The 19,111-nt window shown below is 46.7% G+C and carries 15 protein-coding genes and 1 other RNA gene; 2 read left to right on the top strand and 14 right to left on the bottom strand.

Annotated elements, in window-relative coordinates; translation table 11 throughout:
- Window positions 1-7 precede the first annotated feature (7 nt).
- The 6 genes from OIK42_RS12945 to OIK42_RS12970 all read right to left on the bottom strand — a co-directional run bounded on the left by OIK42_RS12945 (window position 8) and on the right by OIK42_RS12970 (window position 9,055).
- Entirely contained in the window at window positions 8-532 is a 525-nt protein-coding gene (locus OIK42_RS12945; protein WP_273641098.1) for a MotA/TolQ/ExbB proton channel family protein, read from the bottom strand.
- A 1-nt stretch (window position 533) separates the two neighbouring features.
- The gene (locus OIK42_RS12950; RefSeq protein WP_273641100.1) at window positions 534-1,892 is read right to left on the bottom strand and encodes a MotA/TolQ/ExbB proton channel family protein; all 1,359 of its coding nucleotides are present in this window, start codon (window positions 1,890-1,892) and stop codon (window positions 534-536) included.
- 6 nt (window positions 1,893-1,898) lie between these two features.
- On the bottom strand, window positions 1,899-2,663 hold the full coding sequence (locus OIK42_RS12955) for a DUF3450 domain-containing protein (protein ID WP_273641102.1): 765 nt from the start codon (window positions 2,661-2,663) through the stop codon (window positions 1,899-1,901).
- Between the two features lie 690 nt (window positions 2,664-3,353).
- Window positions 3,354-5,141: a 2OG-Fe(II) oxygenase family protein gene (locus tag OIK42_RS12960; protein ID WP_273641104.1), complete on the bottom strand. Its 1,788-nt coding sequence runs from the start codon at window positions 5,139-5,141 to the stop codon at window positions 3,354-3,356.
- A 2-nt stretch (window positions 5,142-5,143) separates the two neighbouring features.
- On the bottom strand, window positions 5,144-6,058 hold the full coding sequence (locus tag OIK42_RS12965; protein ID WP_273641106.1) for a hypothetical protein: 915 nt from the start codon (window positions 6,056-6,058) through the stop codon (window positions 5,144-5,146).
- 90 nt (window positions 6,059-6,148) lie between these two features.
- Window positions 6,149-9,055, bottom strand: coding sequence for a TonB-dependent receptor domain-containing protein (locus OIK42_RS12970; protein ID WP_273641108.1), 2,907 nt, complete (start codon window positions 9,053-9,055; stop codon window positions 6,149-6,151).
- Between the two features lie 695 nt (window positions 9,056-9,750).
- Here OIK42_RS12970 and OIK42_RS12975 point away from each other — a divergent pair.
- Complete coding sequence (locus OIK42_RS12975; RefSeq protein ID WP_273641110.1) at window positions 9,751-10,029, top strand: late competence development ComFB family protein; 279 nt, start codon at window positions 9,751-9,753, stop codon at window positions 10,027-10,029.
- Window positions 10,030-10,300: 271 nt separating this feature from the next.
- Here OIK42_RS12975 and ffs read toward each other — a convergent pair.
- Window positions 10,301-10,397, bottom strand: an RNA gene (gene ffs, locus OIK42_RS12980) — signal recognition particle sRNA small type.
- A gap of 88 nt (window positions 10,398-10,485) precedes the next feature.
- Entirely contained in the window at window positions 10,486-11,538 is a 1,053-nt protein-coding gene (locus OIK42_RS12985) for a Glu/Leu/Phe/Val dehydrogenase dimerization domain-containing protein (protein WP_273641113.1), read from the bottom strand.
- Between the two features lie 202 nt (window positions 11,539-11,740).
- Between OIK42_RS12985 and OIK42_RS12990 the strand changes: the two genes are divergently transcribed.
- Window positions 11,741-12,208 (top strand): Lrp/AsnC family transcriptional regulator, encoded by a 468-nt coding sequence (locus OIK42_RS12990; protein ID WP_273641115.1) that lies wholly within the window; start codon window positions 11,741-11,743, stop codon window positions 12,206-12,208.
- A 35-nt stretch (window positions 12,209-12,243) separates the two neighbouring features.
- On the opposite strand, the gene maiA is transcribed toward OIK42_RS12990, so the two are convergent.
- The 6 genes from maiA to phhA all read right to left on the bottom strand — a co-directional run bounded on the left by maiA (window position 12,244) and on the right by phhA (window position 18,995).
- Window positions 12,244-12,897: a maleylacetoacetate isomerase gene (maiA, locus tag OIK42_RS12995; protein WP_273641117.1), complete on the bottom strand. Its 654-nt coding sequence runs from the start codon at window positions 12,895-12,897 to the stop codon at window positions 12,244-12,246.
- 142 nt (window positions 12,898-13,039) lie between these two features.
- Entirely contained in the window at window positions 13,040-14,050 is a 1,011-nt protein-coding gene (locus OIK42_RS13000) for a fumarylacetoacetate hydrolase family protein (protein WP_273641119.1), read from the bottom strand.
- Between the two features lie 3 nt (window positions 14,051-14,053).
- On the bottom strand, window positions 14,054-15,193 hold the full coding sequence (locus tag OIK42_RS13005) for a homogentisate 1,2-dioxygenase (RefSeq protein WP_273641542.1): 1,140 nt from the start codon (window positions 15,191-15,193) through the stop codon (window positions 14,054-14,056).
- Window positions 15,186-16,280, bottom strand: coding sequence for a 4-hydroxyphenylpyruvate dioxygenase (gene hppD / locus OIK42_RS13010; protein WP_273641121.1), 1,095 nt, complete (start codon window positions 16,278-16,280; stop codon window positions 15,186-15,188). Before hppD ends, OIK42_RS13005 begins: the two co-directional genes overlap by 8 nt.
- A gap of 216 nt (window positions 16,281-16,496) precedes the next feature.
- Window positions 16,497-18,053 (bottom strand): transcriptional regulator TyrR, encoded by a 1,557-nt coding sequence (tyrR, locus tag OIK42_RS13015; RefSeq protein ID WP_273641122.1) that lies wholly within the window; start codon window positions 18,051-18,053, stop codon window positions 16,497-16,499.
- A 144-nt stretch (window positions 18,054-18,197) separates the two neighbouring features.
- Window positions 18,198-18,995, bottom strand: coding sequence for a phenylalanine 4-monooxygenase (phhA, locus tag OIK42_RS13020; protein ID WP_273641123.1), 798 nt, complete (start codon window positions 18,993-18,995; stop codon window positions 18,198-18,200).
- Window positions 18,996-19,111 lie beyond the last annotated feature (116 nt).

The raw sequence follows: 19,111 nt of genomic DNA on the forward strand, positions 1-19,111 counted from the left end.
TCTCTCTCTAATGATACGGCAAGCTATCAACTAGCTTTTCCCGCGCTATCTTAACTCTCGCTTCAAGACGAGAACTGATGAACAGTCCAGACAGCGCTGCAACCATACCGGCCATTGTCGGAATTGTCGCCATTGAGATACCGCCAGCCATAAGACGTGCGTTACTCGTACCCTGCGTTGCCATTGTCTCAAACACGCTAATCATCCCTGTAACGGTGCCTAGTAGCCCAATCAATGGACACATCGCAACCAATGTTCGGATAATTAGCATCCTGGCATTCAGATCATCTGAAGCCTGGGAGATCCACGCGTCACGAATTTTATGCGCATACCATGACGTAGTATCTGAACGTGCTTTCCAATCCTGAATAATTTGCTTTTTCATTTTTGGAAACACTGATGTCAAATACCAGTAGCGCTCAATCATTAAAACCCACATGAGAAAGAGCGCGGCAGCAACGAAGTAAAGTACGTCACCGCCGGTAGCGATAAAGTCCCTGACCGATTCCCATAATCCAATCAGGTAAACCATATTATGCTTTCTCCGACTCAGCGTGTTCAGCAATAATGCCCGCAGTTTGCTCATCCAGTACGTGGATGATTTGCTTAGCTTTAGAGGCAACAATGCTGTGCGTCAGGATTAATGGCAGTGCGGCAATAATACCTTGTGCGGTTGTTACCAGTGCCATTGAGATACTTCCAGCCATCATACGAGGGTCACCAGTACCGAACAACGTGATAGTTTGGAAGGTTGCAATCATACCCAGTACTGTACCTAACAGACCCAGTAGCGGAGCGATAGCAGCAAAAATCTTGATTACGTTAACGCCAGAGTCAATGCTAGGTAATTCACGCAGGATAGCTTCATCCAGCTTGAGTTCCATGCTTTCAGCATCAACATTCTTGTTCTCGGTATAAACTTTCAGGATACGACCCAGTGGGTTTTTCTCTGAAGGTGAACCAGGATTTTTAAGTTGCGAACGAATCTTGCCACCAATCAGGCTTAAAGTGATCAGCTTGTAAAGACCGATTAACAGGCCGATAGCCAGCATACCAGTGATTACATAACCTACAACACCACCTGCGTGATAACGCTCAGACATTGTCGCTTTTTGCTTCAACAGACCTAAGATTTGGCCACGTGAAGGGTCAGCATAGAAAGGGTGAAAGCCAGAGGTTTCACTGCGTAAGTTTTCTGCAGCTGATACCAAATAGCCATCAGGCTGACGACCAAGAGGCTGAACGATTTCGTTTTCTTCGTCGTAAGTCAGGTAACCTTCGTCACCAATCAGGTTGAATGTACCAACACGCAGAACTTCCTGAGACGTTGTACCGCCATCCAGATTAACTACTTCAGTGTTAAACTTAACAACCTGACCTTGTTCGGTCATTTCGGTTTGCAACGCAACCCACAGTTGTTTTAGTTCACTGATGTTTGGCAGCCCTTTAGACTCTTCAGACATACGCGCCAGGAACTCATCACGACCAGGGTACTGAGCACTAACAATTGACGTAGCAACACGGCCATACGCTTCAGAAGAAGCCTGACGTACCACACCAAACATTTCACCCAGAGTACCGGTAGCCTGATCAAGCTCAGCCGCTTTTTCGTTCAACGTTACTTCGTTGTCAGAAAATTGCTTCTGCAGGCGGTCACCACGTGCTTCTTCAGCTTGCAGTTCTGCTTGCGCTTTGCGTAAAAGGGCTTGCTTATCAGCACGTGCAGACTGGAATTCAGCCTCGCGCTGGGCGTTAATTTTCGCTTCCGAAGAAAGGTTAGACTTTACTGAGTCTAACAGGTCTTGCAACGTTACCGGCTCTTGGGCCACTGCTGTTGAAGACATAACCGCTACCGTCGCAGCGGCGAGTAGAGATTTTATTACTGGTTTCATTAACGCTTACTCCGCTGCTTTTATAGGAAGTTTGATCAGTTCAGGTGGTACGAGGTTATTTGCCATCTTCACAGCTTCGTTAACTGAAGCCAGATACTCGTCACCCAGTTTTTCCCAACTGCGCGAATCATTATTCCAAACCCAAGCATTCTTTTGGTCAAGGGATAGTGCCAGCAACGCGGTCCGACCCAGGTTAAAGAAATCAACCGTGACCTCTGTACCTGAATCATCAAGCGTACCCTGATACGACGCAATACGCGTGCCGTATTCAGTTTCGATTAGATAAGCGTCCAGTACCTGACGGAACTGCTCAGAAACAGTTACGTTAGAGTTAGCCATAAGATCACGTAGTTTTTCTACACGTTCTTTACGCTCGTCCAGACGAATTGGAACGTCCAAATCGATGAATTTTTCCAGGCTGTCAATCATCTGGAACATCAAAGGAACGATACCTTGTTTGGTATCTTCGATGCTGTCGATCTGACTTTGCAAAGAATCGATACCACGCTGCTGGTCTGCAACCAGACTCGCCAGATAATCGTTATATATTTTGAGGTTCTCAGTTTCGTCAACAACACCACGATATTCAACTAACAAGTCTTGTGACTGTTCGAAAAGCGAGTTGATTTTTTCTTGAGATTTCGCTGCAGCCGCATGAATCTTCGCTTCTTCTTTGTGAAGATCACTCAGAGTAGTTGCAGAGACGACTGCGCTACCAGTCAGTGCGAATGCACCCATCATAGTAGAAGCAATAAGAGTTCTCTTGCTCATTTTGGACATAGTTCCCAACCAATTTCTTATTTGAATCCTTGCGACTTGTAATAAAAATACTGCTTCGCAAGGGGCTATAAAATTTATCTATTTTCAGGAAGGTAGTATTTGCCGTACTGGCTCCAATACTACGAACTTCTTATACTCACACGAGATCAATGAGAGAGTCAAGTAACATGGTCTTTACGTCCCCATAATTCAGCAATGATTGCTCAGGGTTTAAACAAATACCCTGTTGAACAATCGTAAATTGAATTACAAAAGTGTAAATGAATTACAAAAACTTAACGGAAAAGCCAAACTCAGACTCAAGTATTTCGCGATACTACAACCGCTAGCACAGTCGACATAATGTTAATTGTTAACCAGGCTACCTGCTGTGATTAACCGTTTTACAACCAAACTTTTTTCATTCTTTTAGAATCGTATACTAAGTTAACGTTTCTATGCTGTCACAGCGCGCGCCCGATGGGCATGCTACTGGTCTTTAATTTTCCGCAAAACAACCCGCCCAGCATGAATTTTAGTCACTGTTGCAAGCACTTATTCTGATGATTGTTCGTTAGCGAATGACGCTATTCGGTGAATGAATTGCAATTGCAGCATTCTCAATCAGACTGTAAAGCCAGCATCGGTTGTATCTCATTAAGACCGTAAAGATAAACCCGACCACCACCTTGGCTAAAGCGCTTAGTGTTGTGCTTTACGAAGGACGAAATCAGCGGCGACAGTTAGCCGATTGTTGCCTTTTAACAAGGGTAGCGTGCCGTGCCAAAAGCAGGATGGGAACAACAGCAATTTGCCAATTTCGGGCGTAAAAACCTCCCGATGTAAGGTAAACGGCGTTGCAAAAGGCGGTACACCAAATTGGATTCCACCGTTCTCAGCCGATATGTCTGCAGGCAGCGAGATGTAACACACCGAGCTTAGCAGTCCCATGGGGTGAATATGATTGTTATGGTAACCAGCCGTTTTAGTATTTATAGACCACGAGCCACTGGTATAGAGACTGCCCTCTTTTTCAAACCCGGCATGTAAGGTTTTCGCCGCTTTGCATTTAGCTAACGCTTGCGATGCAGCGTGCTCAAATTCTGATTTTAAATGAGCAATAAGCGGATGCTGCAAGGTAAAGAGATTCGCATGGGATTGCGTGCCGCCGTGTATGGTTACATTTAACGGGCTGTTTTCTGTTTCACCGTGCAACGTATTGAGCAACGAGGCTAATGCTTGCAAATACGCTTCTGTATTATCAAAACCGGCTGGCGGCCGAAGCGCGTATTCAAAGATATAATCAATATAATTCAAATGGTTAGCTGAATTACCTTGGTCATTATGAGAGAGCAGGATGGCCAATGCTAACGCCCATTGATTTGTTTCATCACGGCATAATACCTGCTGCAAAAACGCTTGCGCCAGGGGGTACTCAGCGTTTGTAATAAGGTGTTGGGTAAGCTGGCACAATTGATCGTTAGTCAGGCACTGACTGTCGATGGCTTTGGTCGTCTGTATAGCTTGCTCGCTATGGCCCGCCAGGCGTTGTGCTTCGGCTTCAAAATACTGTAATGATTCACGGCCAAATTGATGGCGATAGTATTCGGTGAGCGTTAACACCAACGGATAGTGATTCAAACGCAGCAAAAAAGACAAATAATCACAGAGTGTCGGCAGATTAAAGCGGTTTTCACGATGCAGTGCTTCATAACTGGAAAACATCATCTCTGCAGAGCCACGCTGAAACATCAGTTCCGCTAAATTAAAGTGGCTAAACCGGTACTGGTCGTTTAACTCAATCGCTTTACTATAACATTCACAGGCATTGTCTAAGTCGCCTAGATCGGCATAGCAATTCGCCATTTGATGGTACACAGCAAAATGACGACCATAGTCATTTTCAATCATCATCAACGCATCAAGGGCTTTATGGCATTCACCATTCATCCTGTTTGCCATGGCATAAGTTATCCTGACGTCTACTGCAGGATCCTTAATCTCGTCCAACTTTGCCAAAGCCAGTGTCGCATCTGACAAGGCGATATAAATATTGGCCAGGGCGTTTTTGGCGCTGTCTGTAGTTACCATGTCTGTGTCGATGGACGCTATCAGTACACGGACATCGGCATCACTGAGTTCATCCAGCATTGAGCGGTGAACAAAACATAACGCGGTCTGATAAAACCGGTCTTTACAGTTAAGAGCCTTTAAAATGTATTGAAATGCGTTCGTCAGGTCATTCGAGAATACATACGCTTTGGCCAAATTCATAAATAACTCGCCGTCGCTCATTCCCTCTTCGTTCGCTTTATTAAGATCACTGATCGCCTCGGGATACTGCTTCAAGGCAAAAAAACAGGTTGCTCGCAAACGGTGTAAAACAGCACGCTGTTGTGAACCCGTTTTTAATAGCGAATCCAGTGCGGTAATGCCCTGGGCGAATCTCTGCTGTTTAATCAGGGTTAAAACGGAATTTATAGGATTCATCGTTATTTTGTAGCAGAAAGTAATAAACCAATAACACTTTTTCGCTGTGTATCCATGAAAGTATCAGCCTTAAAGTTTTGCATTGCAAAACTATTAAACAATTGCTGCAATGCTTCAAGCTTTTCCTGGTTCAGGGCTGCTCCCCTTATTATTCTTCCACGGTTAGCTATATCATTACATTTCTGCGTGGCTTGGTCGCACCAGTTCAACACATCTTGCTCAGCATATTTATTTAAATTAACCATTATCTCTTTCAACGACATATGAATATATGCGGCGATAGTTTCTGAATGCTCAACAGCAAATTGCGCAACTATTGGTTCTGCAACCCGAAACGCGTTGATCGCTTTTGCAATTGCGGGTTGGTCATTCGCGTAAATGGCCTTCACACAATCAATTGCCAAAACAATAAAATGGGTGCTTTCCAACACATCGATACTGGCTAACTGTCGCTTTTGCTGACGCTGGATCAAGCTGTCATCACTGTGACACAAACAGGTCAGCGTACCACCATCAGACAACTTTGATAACGCCGCCTCAAACGCGTCGATACCACCATATTCAATACCAAACTGGCTGACAATATGTTTGACCTCTGGCAATGTCGCAACAGGCTGTGATATGTCGTGTTCAATGACATCAACGGTTGGCATATCATGTTGCAATGCCTGTAATGCAGCGGCTGAACCGTCTATTGCAATCAGATTATTGAACCGTTTGTACTCGATACTTCGATAAACCGAGCCGGCGCCGCTGGCGATATCCACAATACAGTCTTTTGCGTTGAACTGCGCAAACACAGATTGCCATAACGCACCTAACTTATCTTTATTTTTACCTTCGCGGCTCACATATACTTCGTGAGAATCCTGACTCGTCTGCCAGTAGGCATTCCAGTCTTGTTTTTCATCTATCATAAATCCAGCTCATCTTGTTAGTTTTTTACCAGACTATAAACAACAAAGCCCCCCTAATGGGAGGCTTTGAAATCTAAACTAGCTAAACGCTTAGAATGATGCGCGGAAGTTCACATAGTATGTGCGTCCAAATACATCATAGGTCGCCGGGTAGGTATTGGCCTGCTCGGCGTTACCACCAATAATTGGTGGCGCCTTATCGAACATGTTGTCAATACCTGCAGTTACCCGCAAGCTCTCTGTTAAGAAATACGTACCTGCTAAATCGAAGTAGTTAAATGCACTGATCTCTTCAACTGAAAAGTCCTGAGAATTATCATCATCGTTTACTTCGCCTACATAGCGCCACAATAACTGAAGCGTGTAGTCGTCAGCAGTATAGCTTACCGTCGTTCTGTGCTTGTACTCTGGCACAGGTTCGCCACAGTTAGCACCAAACAAGCCGGCACACTCAATCAGGTCCGGAGAACCGTCAAATGGCAGGAAGTCACTTTCTGCAGTGTAAGTACCTAAGTAACGAACAGAGAAATCACCGCCCATTACTTCAGTTTCGTACGATGCAATTAAGTCATAACCTTTCAGTGTGATAGACGCTACGTTCTGTGAACCTGCTTCTACGAAATCAATAGTACCGTCAGAACGACGATTTACTGCATTACAGAAAGGGTTACCAAAACCAGAACCTGCTTTAGACGAGTCGTAACAAGTATCCAGGATATTGTTAGTACCACCACCGAATGCAGATACCGCATCTTCAATTTCGATATCGAAGTAGTCAAGACTGAATGAAATTTCGTCAGTCACGTCAGCAACGAAACCGATAGTCAGTGTTTCTGCTTCTTCCTCAACCAGGTTCGGGTTACCACCACTAAGTGTGCGAACCTGACCAGACGCTGGGTTAATTGCAGGCGTATGGACTACATCTGCTGGAACACCAGTCTGGATACACAGATCTTTAACCTGCTGGGTTTTGAACACGTCAGGCGCATTACCCGCGCATGGATCGGTCGCGCCAGGGAAGTTTTCGCCTTGCGGGCTAAACAGCTCAGCAATGTTTGGTGCTCTTACCGCAGTGTTAAATCCTGCACGGAAACGTAATGTATCCATCGGCGCCCAGCTACCTGAGATCTTATACGCGTCAACAGTACCCGCAGTGGTGTAATCTTCAGTACGGTATGCCAGTTCCAAATCAAGCAATTCAGCAAATTCAGCACCAACCAAAATTGGCAAGTAAACTTCTACGCCATAACTGCTTACGTTAAATCCACCTTCTACCGCAGGAGAACCGTTAAAGCCAGCAATAGTACTTGCGGCTAAATCCTGTGACGGTAAGAATTCAAAGTCATCTTCACGGTGCTCATAAGTAAATGAGATACCAATTGGACCACCAGGCAGTTCAAACCAACCCTGGGTATCACCAGTAACGTTGGCACCGAATAAACGCTGCTCAAAAGTAGAGGTAGCAGAAACCGCAGTACGCAAGAACGCCGCTGAGCTTTCAGAAATATTGCCTTCACCGAAGATATTCAGTGGAGTACAGCCTACCGTTGAACCATTCGCTGAGGTATCGGCACAAGAAGGATTACCGTTTGCATCCAGAATGACCTGACCATTTTCGTCGGTAGCAAGTAATAATGCCTGGTCAAAACGGCCACGGTTAACGTTACCTAGCTGAGCATTGGCATTACGTACACGACCTGTTTGATAGTAAGCATCGTAGCTCCACGATGAATCACCGAAGAAACCACGTACACCAGCCATCAACTGGAATGATGTAAAGGTATCTTCTGAACGACGGTTACCAACTTCTTCAAGACGACGACGTAACAATGCACGACCTTCATCATCAATACCGTCACCGTCTGTATCAACACCTAAACCAATGGCATCAGAGATAATACCTTGCGCTTCAGGAGTAAGAAACGGGTTGCCGTCCAGGGTAAAGGTACTGGTCTGGAAGATTGGCGTAGGCGCCAGCTGCGACGGTACGTTACTGTCGGTAAACATGGCACTACCGTATACTTCGATATTGTCAGTTACATCGTAGTGACCTAATGCTGAGAACTGATGACGCTCTTGTGGCAACTGCAGGTAGTTTACCGGCGCATAGTTATAATAGTCGTTGACCTGACCAGATGCTACGAATGGACGAACGCCGCCATTCTGATCAAAAATAATACCACTGCTGTCAGGTGCATACCCAGCAAAACCACCAGCAAAGATTGCAGTTTGCGGTACACCAGATGAACCCGTTGGCTCTAAGCCGCCACTACCATCTTCACCTAATGCTGTGTTAGCGAAACTTCTGTCGCCCTGGAAAAGATCTTCACGGCTGGTATAAGCCATGTTGAAAACCACGTTACCCCGGCCATCGTCAAAGTTTCCACCGATGGTCAGGTCCGCATTCCAGATACCTGCATCGCCTTGTTCTGTTGATTCGTAACCGATTGACGTATCAACGCCTTCAAAGTCGTCTTTAAGGATAAAGTTAATTACCCCGGCAACCGCGTCAGAACCATAAACAGCTGATGCACCACCTGTTAATACTTCAACGTTTTTGATCATGGCAGTAGGAATAGCGTTAATATCCACAACACCCGATGAAGTTGTAGGTGTAACACGCTTACCGTTAACCAGAACCAATGTACGGTTTGCACCAAGACCACGCAGGTCGGCCGTTGCAGTACCGTTACCAGGGTTGTTAGACGTTCTGTCTAAGCCTGGTACAACCTGAGGTAAGGTGTTCAACAATGACTCAGTGTTTACCGTAGCGGTCATGTCGAATTCTTGTTCACCAACGGTAGCAATAGGTGCATTAGACGCGAATTCGATTTTACGAATACGCGAACCGGTAACCTGAATTTTTTCTACTGCCGCCGCGGCTTCTGCTTCTGTCTCTTGTGAGAGTGCTGCGTTAGGTGCAACCAATGCTGCCGTTGCAGCACCAAATGCACAAGCCAGTTTTACTGACTTTGCCAATTTAGTATTTATAAACATTATTAATTGTCTCCCTGGACCACTATTATCTTTATATGTATGTCGATTCAACTTCGACTTATATCGACGCAGCATTTTATTATTATTACTATGCCAGCTTATCGACGAACTGCACGTTTGCAGCGATAACCTATACGTCAGCGTCGATAATAACCAGATAGAGCCGAAGCGGTCAACTAGCTTGCAAGCTACAAATCTAAAAAGTTCCGGACAACAATTAATAATAAAACTCCGGCGTAAACTTATAATTACGGAGTGTAATTTATTGTTAACACTTCCACTGCCTGGTAGCCAAAAGAAACGGGAATTTAGTTGCTTTTTTAAGCAAATCCTGACGTGCACGAAAATTGATAGTTAAAATTAACGGTTGATTTGTTAATCACTGACAACTCATCCTTTTTACGTTTGATTTTTTTAGTTAACTGTGCATCGTGCTTTTTAATGATTTCTTGTCGATGCCTGCTATCTTTAGCTGCAATATCCAAATTGAGACACTACAGCAAATAGCAATCGTCTACGCCTTGTTCAGCGAATAAGGTCAGGTTAACTCCCCTTGGGTAGGTATTGCCGCAAAGTAGTAAGTAAATTTTAAGCAGACCGAGCAACTTTAGTTGCTGTTTTCTCGACAACTGGTTGAAAACGGCTATAACTGATTGTAGCGACTTAACAGAACTGGATTGAAACAGGGTGATAGTTTGAAACTAGATGACGACATTCACAATTATTATGAGCATCTCGTGTTAGAAAGAGTTGTTCAACTAGGACTTAATGATACCAAATCGGCCGATTATCTGGCGGACTTATGTTGTTTAGCCTTAAACCAGGTACCCCCGCGTTACATTCGCTACGAGGTTGATATGGCATTTTATCTTCCCCAAAGTGAACGCCAGCAAATGGAAATGAATGTAGAGTATGCTATCGACAAAGCGATAAAGTTTTTGGATCAGGCAAAGAAAGCCCCCGAAAAAGAGTAGTATCACGCTTAGTTGACCGCGTCAGAGGGTTTCTCGCAGTGACTGCCTGACAAACATCGCAACATAAGCGCTATTTACACGGGGCAGTTCGGATCTAAAAAATCAGACACGCCATGGCACAGGCAGTAGTCGAGTCTCAGGGTAGCACTTTTATGGCATTGTATACTGCAGCATAAAAACAATACAGAGTAAGCCGCTGCGGCGTTATGTTCCGTCTGTAGTATAGCGAATATGGCGTTTTGAACAAAAGAGTGTGCAGAATTGGGTGGCAGGCCTCCAGCCACATCCCGGCACATGAGTCGTCTGCTGCGGCTGCTCCCTTCCAGGCCTGACCGGGTTCACAGAGTATCATTGCGGGAGGACCAAAAGCCCACCATAGAAACTTGTGCGCCGTGTCTCTACTATGAGCTACACGAGCGCCGCGCATTATGACGACTTGTTATGTAAAGTTCAACCCTACTTTGAAAATCGTTCTTCAGCGATACGGTTGGCAATGATGTTGGTCGCCAACGACTGCTCTTCGGCACGCTGATAAACCTCGCTCAATGTATCGCCAATCTGGTCAATGTGCGCGCGCAGCGCATCATCAGAAGAGTCGCTCTTCTTTTGGTGATAGATATCGATAATGCCACCGGCGTTAATGACATAGTCAGGTGCGTAACATATACCGCGCTGATGCAACGCCTGACCCAGTTCTTCACGCGCCAGCTGATTGTTGGCGGCGCCAGCGATAATCTTAGCCCGAATATCGGGTAGAGATTCATCGTTAATGGCTGAGCCCATCGCACATGGCGCAATCACGTCTACCGGTAACGACAGGATATCTTCCGGTGCAACAATTTTTGCGCCGAATTCCTGTTCGGCTTTGGCCAGTCCTTCGGGAAAAATATCGGCCACATAGAGTTCAGCGCCTTCCTCATGAAGTTGCTTAGCCAAACGGTAGCCCACGTGTCCCATCCCCTGAATGGCGACTTTAACGCCGTTCAGGTTACTGTTGAGAACATGTTTAACGGTTTGCTTTAACCCTACAAATACGCCATAGGCTGTGGATGGTGCGGGGTTACCGGTAGGCGTTTCACCGAGCACGTTGTATAACGCATGGGTGCCCGCAACGTGCTGCGTCTGGGTTGCCACCGCTTGTAAATCGGCAACCGTGATACCCGAGTCTTCCGCCGTCACATACTGACCATTAAAACTTTCAACAAATCTGCCCATTGCCTGCATAAAAGCTTCATTTTTATGCTGTCGCGGATCACCAATGATCACCGATTTTCCCCCGCCCTGCTGCAGATTCGCCATGGCCGCTTTGTAGGTCATACCCTTCGACAATCTCAACACATCGGTCAGCGCTTCAGCACTATTGAGATAGGGCCACATCCTGCACCCGCCCAAAGAGGGGCCAAGGTTGGTGTTGTGAATAGCAATGATTGCTTTCAGGCCGGTGGCCGAATCATGGAAAAAAGCAACGTGCTCATGGGAATCAAATTCGGGGTGTTCAAATACAGACATTTGGCTCAAAGTTCCTTGCGGTGCGACCTAAGGTTAAAATGTAATAGTAGCGCAGTGTCCTGAGGACAAGTCTTGCGAGTTTTTGATATAAATTTTACAGCCAGCAAACAGGTTTTTTTACCGTACAGCTTTCTAGGATAGCCATCCTAGTATTATAATGAATGCACAATAACTATCATAATAAGCAATCATGGATACGCCGATGAAACTGGACAAGTTCGACCGCGAAATTCTCCGGGTGTTACAACTCAATGCCACGATTTCGATGGCCGATTTAAGTCAGCAGGTTGGGTTGTCTCATACCCCTTGCTGGCGGCGCGTTAAGCGACTTGAAGCTGAAGGCATTATTCTGCGTAAAGTCACATTGTTAAATGGTAAAAAACTTAATCTGGGTGTATCGGTGTTTATTTATGTTTCATTGAGAAATCACGATGGCGACTCACTTACCGACTTTGAAACTGCTGTGCAGTCTGTCGATGAAATAGTTGAATGCCACACCACCAGTGGCGAAAAAGACTATTTGCTTAAAGTCATCGTCGAAAGCATCGAAGAATATGAGTACCTGCTCAAATCCAAACTTACCCACTTACCCTGTGTTGACCATCTCAGTTCCACGTTTGCCCTGAAACAGGTTAAAAACACCACCGCTCTCCCCATTAAAAATCAATGATTGGTTAAGGGGTTAGCGCTACGCAGGCTGAAGCCCTAGGGGCAATCCGCCTGCTCTTCGGGCTGTGCTTTTTGAAACGCTTGTAATGTCTGGCACTGATGGTAAATCCGGCTAATCAACGGAAACGGCGTCATATCAACGTTAAACCGTTTTGCAGCATAAACCTGTGGTACCAGACACACATCCGCCAGTGTCACATCAAAGCCAAAGCAATAGCGCCCGGCCTGGGTTTGCAAACGGCGCTCAATACCGCTAAGCCCTTTGGTAATCCAATGAGATGCCCATTGATTGCTGTGTTCTGCCGACAGCTCATACTGCTGTTGTAGCGCCGTGAGCACACGCAAATTTGCCAGCGGCTGAATATCGCAGGCAATATCCTGGGCCAGCGCCCTGATACGCGCCTTTTCGACACTGTGCGCTGGCAGTAACGGATACGGCTCACGATAACGTTCATCCAGATACTCAATAATACTTAACGACTGGTTAAGAATAATATCCTCGTCATCATCCACAAAAGTGGGCACCAGGTGAGCCGGGTTCACGGCATCGTATTGCGCGCTATGCTGTTGCCCGCCGTCTTTTTTTAGGTCTATGGCGATATATTCATACTCGAGACCTTTCAGGTTAAGCGCGATGCGCACCCGATAGCTCGCTGACGAGCGCCAGTAACCATAAAGTTTTAAGCTCATTTACCAAACCTCTAAGTGGAAAAAAAGGATTGCAGATATCGCCCTGTGAATGCCCCCGAGAGCAGCTAACCACACGGATTACATGGCAGACGATACATACTTTCTGCCATGCAGGGTCCGCCAAGCTTTACTTAAGCATAACTTACTTTATTATTTTTACCCGTTGATTAATCGCACCAAATACCGACTGGCCTGCGGGATTGGTCATGGTAATTTTTACCTGGTCATTGGCGCTCATAAACGCCGTTGTCGGGTTACCATCGCGGATCGTCTCAATCATTCTGACTTCGGCAATGCATGAATAGCCTACGCCACCATGCACAATGGCCGAGCCATGGTCCGTGCCTTGTTTGTTAGAAACCGTACCCGAACCAATAATCGAACCGGCTCTTAAGTTACGGGTTCGCGAAGCATGCGCAATCAATTCACCAAAACTAAATGTCATATCAACACCGGCATTGGGTTTACCAAAAAGCTCGCCGTTATAATAGGTTTCCAGCGGCAAATGAACCTTGGTGTCATTCCAATATTCGTTGAGCTCGTCAGGGGTTACCGCTACCGGTGAAAAGCTACTGGCGGGTTTCGACTGATAAAAACCAAATCCTTTGGCCAGCTCCCCGGGGATCAGGCCCCGCAGTGATACATCGTTAACCAACATAAGCAGCTTGATATGCCGGGCGGCGTCTTTGGCGCTTGTTGCCATTGGCACATCATCGGTAATCACGGCAATCTCAGCTTCAAAATCAATGCCCAATTCTCCCTCTGGCACAACGATATCGTCACAGGGTCCGATGAAATCGTCGCTGCCACCCTGATACATCAGCGGATCTGTCCAGAAACTGGCAGGGATCTCTGCCCCCCGTGCTCGTCGCACCAACTCGACATGATTCACATACGCGCTGCCATCAGCCCAGTGATAAGCCCGCGGCAACGGCGAATGACAGCGGCTTTCGTCAAAGGCTTCACCAGCAATTTCGCCGTCGTTTAACGCCCGGTTACACTCTGCTAATTGCGGCGCAAGCGATTGCCAGTTATCGAGTAACTGCTGCATTGTTCCGGCTAGCGGTGCGGCCGGACAGCAGCGGGTTAAATCCCGGCTGACGACCATAAGCTCACCATCACGAGTATTATTTTTATAGGTTGCTAGTTTCATTAATTACTCCTGTTCAGACTGCCAGCTATAGACATATCCGGGATTCTCTACCGACTCACCCGCCGCCGTTATCGTCAGCGCATCACGGGTATCGAGCATTACAGCCACTTCATCCGTAAACGTTTTTTTGTGGGCCTGACCGGCCGCAAAGGCTTTGGGATGCGGACCATGGGTGAATCCAGCCGGATGAAAAGTCACCATGCCTGCCTCGATGTTGTCACGACTAAAAAAGTCTCCCGCGTGATAAAACAACACTTCATCGTAATCATCGTTACTATGGTAAAAAGGCACTTTAAGCGCGCCTGGGTCACTCTCTATCGGGCGCGGTACAAAGGTACACACAACAAACCGTTTGGCCACGAAGGTCGTATGTGCCGACGGTGGCAGATGATAGCGATGGCTCATAAGTGGCCGAATATCCCGCCAGTTAATCTTCATCACTGTCAAGTCGCCATGCCAGCCCTGGGCATCGAGGGGGTTAAATGGATAAGTAATGCGCGATAGTCGTTGATGACGTTTTACCGCCACATGCCAAACAGACTCATCCTGCTGGTCCAGAAAGGTGTCGTTGATTCGTGGGTATTGCAACATGGCCGGGTCAAATACCGCATGCTGGCCAACGATGCCTTTGTCTGGCAATTGGTAGCTATCATCGGTCGCTTCGATCATTAATAGCTGCATTGGGCTGCTGGGCGTTAGCCGCCACATTGTTGCCCGCGGAATAACCACATAGTCCCCCTCTTCTACCGGTAAATGACCATAATCACAAAAGAGCTCACCGTGGCCTTTGTGAATAAATAATAAGTCATCACCATCGGCGTTACGTGCCAGCACTTTCATTGGCGCATCACAGTGCCAGAACCGGTACTGACAATGAGGATTGTGCAAGATAACCGGCGCCGCAAAAGGTAATTCGCCGCCGGCCAGTTGATCTAACTTATTAAGATCCATTGCGCGCGGCCGCAGCTCTCCCTCCCACTCTGTCCAGGCGGTAGGCGGATGTTTATGATGAATATGTGAGGCTGGCCCAAAAAAACCATCGCGGCCAACTTCACGCTCATAAATCGCCTGTTCGGGCAGATCGGCATGGGCCTGGCGTGAATGCAGGCCTTCTTTTATCGGAAATCGCGCCGGATTACGCATTGCCGCCCTCAACATTTAACACGCCGCGGCGGATCTGATCCTGTTCAATGCTTTCAAACAGCGCCTTGAAATTCCCCTCGCCAAAGCCTTCGTTACCTTTGCGCTGTATAATTTCGAAAAATACCGGACCAATCACCGTATCAGTGAAGATTTGTAACAAGATACCGTCTTTCGATGGCGCGCCATCAATGAGTATGCGTAGCTCGCGCAGCGCATCAACAGACTCTCCATGCCCTTTTACCCGCTCATTAACGGCATCATAATAAGTATCAGGCGTGTCCATAAAGGCCAGGCCGCGGGCTTTGAGATCTTTGACTGTTTTATAAATATCATCAGTTGCCAGCGCTATATGCTGAATGCCTTCGCCGTTATAAGCTTTAATGAACTCTTCGATTTGTGAATGCTCATCTACCGACTCATTAATGGGGATGCGGATCTTGCCACAGGGTGACGTCATCGCCTTGCTGACCAGGCCGGTTAATTTACCTTCAATATCGAAATAACGAATTTCACGGAAGTTACCGATATTTTCATAAAACTCTGCCCATACAGCCATATTGCCGCGTTTAACATTGTGGGTAAGGTGGTCTACCACCTGCAATCCGGCGTCGGCTTGTTTCATGCGAGCCTGCCAGTCTGCATAAAAATTGAAATCCACATCATAAATGCTTTGTTCACCATACAAGTCAACAAAATACAGCGTGCTTTCGCCGATACCGTAAATGGCCGGGATGTTCAGCTCCATGGGCCCTAAGTTGCCATGAAATGCTTTACCACCATGTGCCAGGGCATGCTTAATGGCCGCGCCGGCATCTGCCACTCTGAACGCCATTCCGCAAACGCTAGGACCCCGTAACCGGGCAAATTCTTCAGCCTGTGACGCCGGCTCTGCATTGATAATAAAATTGATGTCACCCTGACGGTACAGCCATACCCGCTTAGACTTATGGGTGGCTACCTCAGCAAAGCCCAGTGAACCAAACAGCGCTTTTAGCGCATTAATGCCTTCTTCATCAGCCGCGGTGTATTCAACAAATTCAAAGCCATTGGTGCCCAGCGGATTATAGTTATTGGGATGTGCAGTCATTGTGCTCTCCGTTTATCGTCACATTATTAACAATTATGCAACGTATATAATCAGAGAACTCAGAATTCGCAAAGTACCTGCCACGCGAACCGGTCGCTCGCCTGTTTACATTAAATGTAAACTTAAGCGGACAGTGAAAGCCTTATCAAAAGCGACTTCAATGAAGAGCAGACGGGCCGGCGATACCAGCCCGGTCGGGGGGTAATAAATATGTAGCTATAACTTTACAGTTGCCTTATTGATGCCGTATTCGCGCAATTTATTGGCTATCGCGGTATGGCTTAAACCAAGCTTTCTGGCGAGCTGACGGGTGCTCGGGTAAGACGGATACAGTTTTCGTAGCAATTCACGTTCAAACTTTTTCACCTCTTCATCCAGCGTACCTTCAAAGTTTTCATCCACATAGGTCATGCTCGGTGTACAGCTGGGCAGTTGAATGTCTTCTTTGGTGATTTCATTGCCATCGAGCAACGACAACGCTCTGAACAAGGCATTTTGAAGCTGCCTGACATTCCCGGGCCACGGGTAATGCTGCAAAAACTCAACGCAGGATTTACTCAACTTAGCCGGCCGCCGGCCAAGCTTTATACTATGTTGTAAAATAAACGATTCAGCCAAAGGCACCACGTCGTTACGGCGGTCCCGCAGCGCCGGTACCACCAGGCTTAACACGTTTAAACGGTAGTATAATTCCTTGCGAAACTTATTCTCTTCCACCAGTTGGCCGAGATCCTGACAGGTAGTGCAGACAAAGCGCACATCAACAGCTACCGGGTTGACATCGCCTACCCTTCGGAATTCTCCGTCTTCCAGTACACGCAACAACTTACCTTGCAGGTGTACCGACATATCGGCAATTTCATCTAACAACAAGGTGCCGCCGGCAGCCTGTTCAAGTAAACCGGCTTTGCCCTCGGTCTGGTTAAAGGTTCCTGCGGCATAACCAAACAGTTCGGTTTCGGCTACGTTATCGGGCAGTGCGCCGCAGTTCAGCGCCAAAAATGCCTTGTCTGCCCGGCGACTGCTCTGGTGACAGGCTCGTGCCAGCATCTCTTTACCAGTACCGGTTTCGCCAAAAATCAGTATTGGTGCATCAAGATCGGCAATGCGCTTTGCCTCACCCACGGTCTGCTGCATTACCGGCGATTCTGAGATCAATTTCTCGAAGCTGTCGGTGCCATGTTGGTGAAAAACTGTGATTTGCTGGCCCAATCTTACTTCGGACTTGAGCATAATTACTGCGCCCGCCAAAATTGAACTTTCAGCCGCATCAGGCACCGTTATCGGCAAAATATCGGCAACGAAATCCTGCTGAATAAACTTCACTTTGATGCTTTTGGGTGCTGGTGCCTTGCTCTCCAGCCAACGAGAAAAATTAAATCCTTTTACATACTCACTGATATCGGTGTGGAGTAACTCCGCAAAAGTCATTTCCAGGCCACTGGCTACCGTATCATTGCACAGCAGCAGCCGCCCTTTGTTATCGACAGAGAACACCGGATCAGGCAGGGTTTGCACAATGGCTGATAACTGGTTGCGCTCACGCTCGCCAGGCATAAACAGGGTTGTTTTAACGTCTTCTATGCCTTCGATACGACGTAATTTAGGCATTATGTGCTGAAAGTCTTCAAACTCAATATTAGGAAAATTCAGGAAGATCTTTCCGGCCTCATCAATTTCGATGCCGCGTAAATCAATGTTATGGGTTACCAGAATGTCCAGCACATCCTGGGTGATCCCGAGTCGGTCCTGACAGCTAATTTCTAAACGCATCAATCACTCAATTACTGTAAAGTATATTTTACAAGATATCACAAAATCATAACTTTTAAAGTTTAATACGCAAAAGGAAAGCTAATTGTTCAAAATCACAACCATTAGCTTTCTGCAGAAAGAAGTACGCAAAGGATGAGCAGTTTAACTTGCTTGCTGTTTAGGAGGAAACAGCGGTTGGTACAAGCCTAGCTGTTGCGCCTCGCGCACCAGTGGCATCAGGTCCATGTTGGCAATATCCATAAGCTGCGAAAAATCGTCCAGGACATAATAGAGGGGTTGTAAAATATCGATTCGATAAGGCGTTCTCAAAGCATCGACAACCGCCATCGGTTGCCGCACAGGTACATCGCTTTCCAGCGAATAGCGGGTTTCTTTGGGTGATGATAAAATGCCGCCGCCAACAATCCGCAGCTTTCCATGCTGACGCACCAGGCCAAACTCTACCGTAAACCAGTAAAGGCGCGCTAAAAAGACCCGCTCCTCTTTGCTCGCCTGCAGCCCGAGCTTGCCATAGGTCTCAGTAAATGCAGCAAATGCCGGATTAGTCAGCAAAGGACAGTGTCCCATGACTTCATGAAAAATGTCAGGTTCCTGTAAATAATGAAAGTCATCCTGACTGCGAATAAACGTGGCTACCGGAAACCGCTTACTGGCTAACAGTTCAAAGAACTCAGCGAAACTAATTAGCGCTGGTACGGCGGCCGTTTGCCAGCCGGTAGTTTGTTGTAGCACCTCATCAATATCGGTAAGTTGTGGAATAGCATCGGGCGACAGTGCGAGTAAATCCAAACCGGTAAAATACTCATCACAGGCGCGATGGGGTAGCAATGACATTTGCCGCTTATACAAAGCACTCCACACCTCAACTTCGTCCGCATCCCATTTGATGAAGCCATTTTCATCGGGTGTTTTTGAGTTATATTTTGAGTTTTTAGGCATAAACCAAATTAATATTATTTAAGACCACTACAGTGTACCGGTTTAAACGTTTGGCAATAGAGAGGCACAACCGATAACCAGGAGCAGGTTGTAACATATTTTTTACATTCAGTTTT

It is taken from the genome of Alteromonas gilva, from assembly GCF_028595265.1.
GTDB lineage: Bacteria > Pseudomonadota > Gammaproteobacteria > Enterobacterales > Alteromonadaceae > Alteromonas > Alteromonas gilva.

Excerpts from the sequence above, each read along its gene's own strand:
- OIK42_RS12945 (WP_273641098.1), bottom strand. The coding sequence starts at position 532 with ATGGTTTACCTGATTGGATTATGGGAATCGGTCAGGGACTTTATCGCT.
- OIK42_RS12950 (WP_273641100.1), bottom strand. The coding sequence starts at position 1,892 with ATGAAACCAGTAATAAAATCTCTACTCGCCGCTGCGACGGTAGCGGTT.
- OIK42_RS12955 (WP_273641102.1), bottom strand. The coding sequence starts at position 2,663 with ATGAGCAAGAGAACTCTTATTGCTTCTACTATGATGGGTGCATTCGCA.
- OIK42_RS12960 (WP_273641104.1), bottom strand. The coding sequence starts at position 5,141 with ATGAATCCTATAAATTCCGTTTTAACCCTGATTAAACAGCAGAGATTC.
- OIK42_RS12965 (WP_273641106.1), bottom strand. The coding sequence starts at position 6,058 with ATGATAGATGAAAAACAAGACTGGAATGCCTACTGGCAGACGAGTCAG.
- OIK42_RS12970 (WP_273641108.1), bottom strand. The coding sequence starts at position 9,055 with ATGTTTATAAATACTAAATTGGCAAAGTCAGTAAAACTGGCTTGTGCA.
- OIK42_RS12985 (WP_273641113.1), bottom strand. The coding sequence starts at position 11,538 with ATGTCTGTATTTGAACACCCCGAATTTGATTCCCATGAGCACGTTGCT.
- OIK42_RS12990 (WP_273641115.1), top strand. The coding sequence starts at position 11,741 with ATGAAACTGGACAAGTTCGACCGCGAAATTCTCCGGGTGTTACAACTC.
- maiA (WP_273641117.1), bottom strand. The coding sequence starts at position 12,897 with ATGAGCTTAAAACTTTATGGTTACTGGCGCTCGTCAGCGAGCTATCGG.
- OIK42_RS13000 (WP_273641119.1), bottom strand. The coding sequence starts at position 14,050 with ATGAAACTAGCAACCTATAAAAATAATACTCGTGATGGTGAGCTTATG.
- OIK42_RS13005 (WP_273641542.1), bottom strand. The coding sequence starts at position 15,193 with ATGCGTAATCCGGCGCGATTTCCGATAAAAGAAGGCCTGCATTCACGC.
- hppD (WP_273641121.1), bottom strand. The coding sequence starts at position 16,280 with ATGACTGCACATCCCAATAACTATAATCCGCTGGGCACCAATGGCTTT.
- tyrR (WP_273641122.1), bottom strand. The coding sequence starts at position 18,053 with ATGCGTTTAGAAATTAGCTGTCAGGACCGACTCGGGATCACCCAGGAT.
- phhA (WP_273641123.1), bottom strand. The coding sequence starts at position 18,995 with ATGCCTAAAAACTCAAAATATAACTCAAAAACACCCGATGAAAATGGC.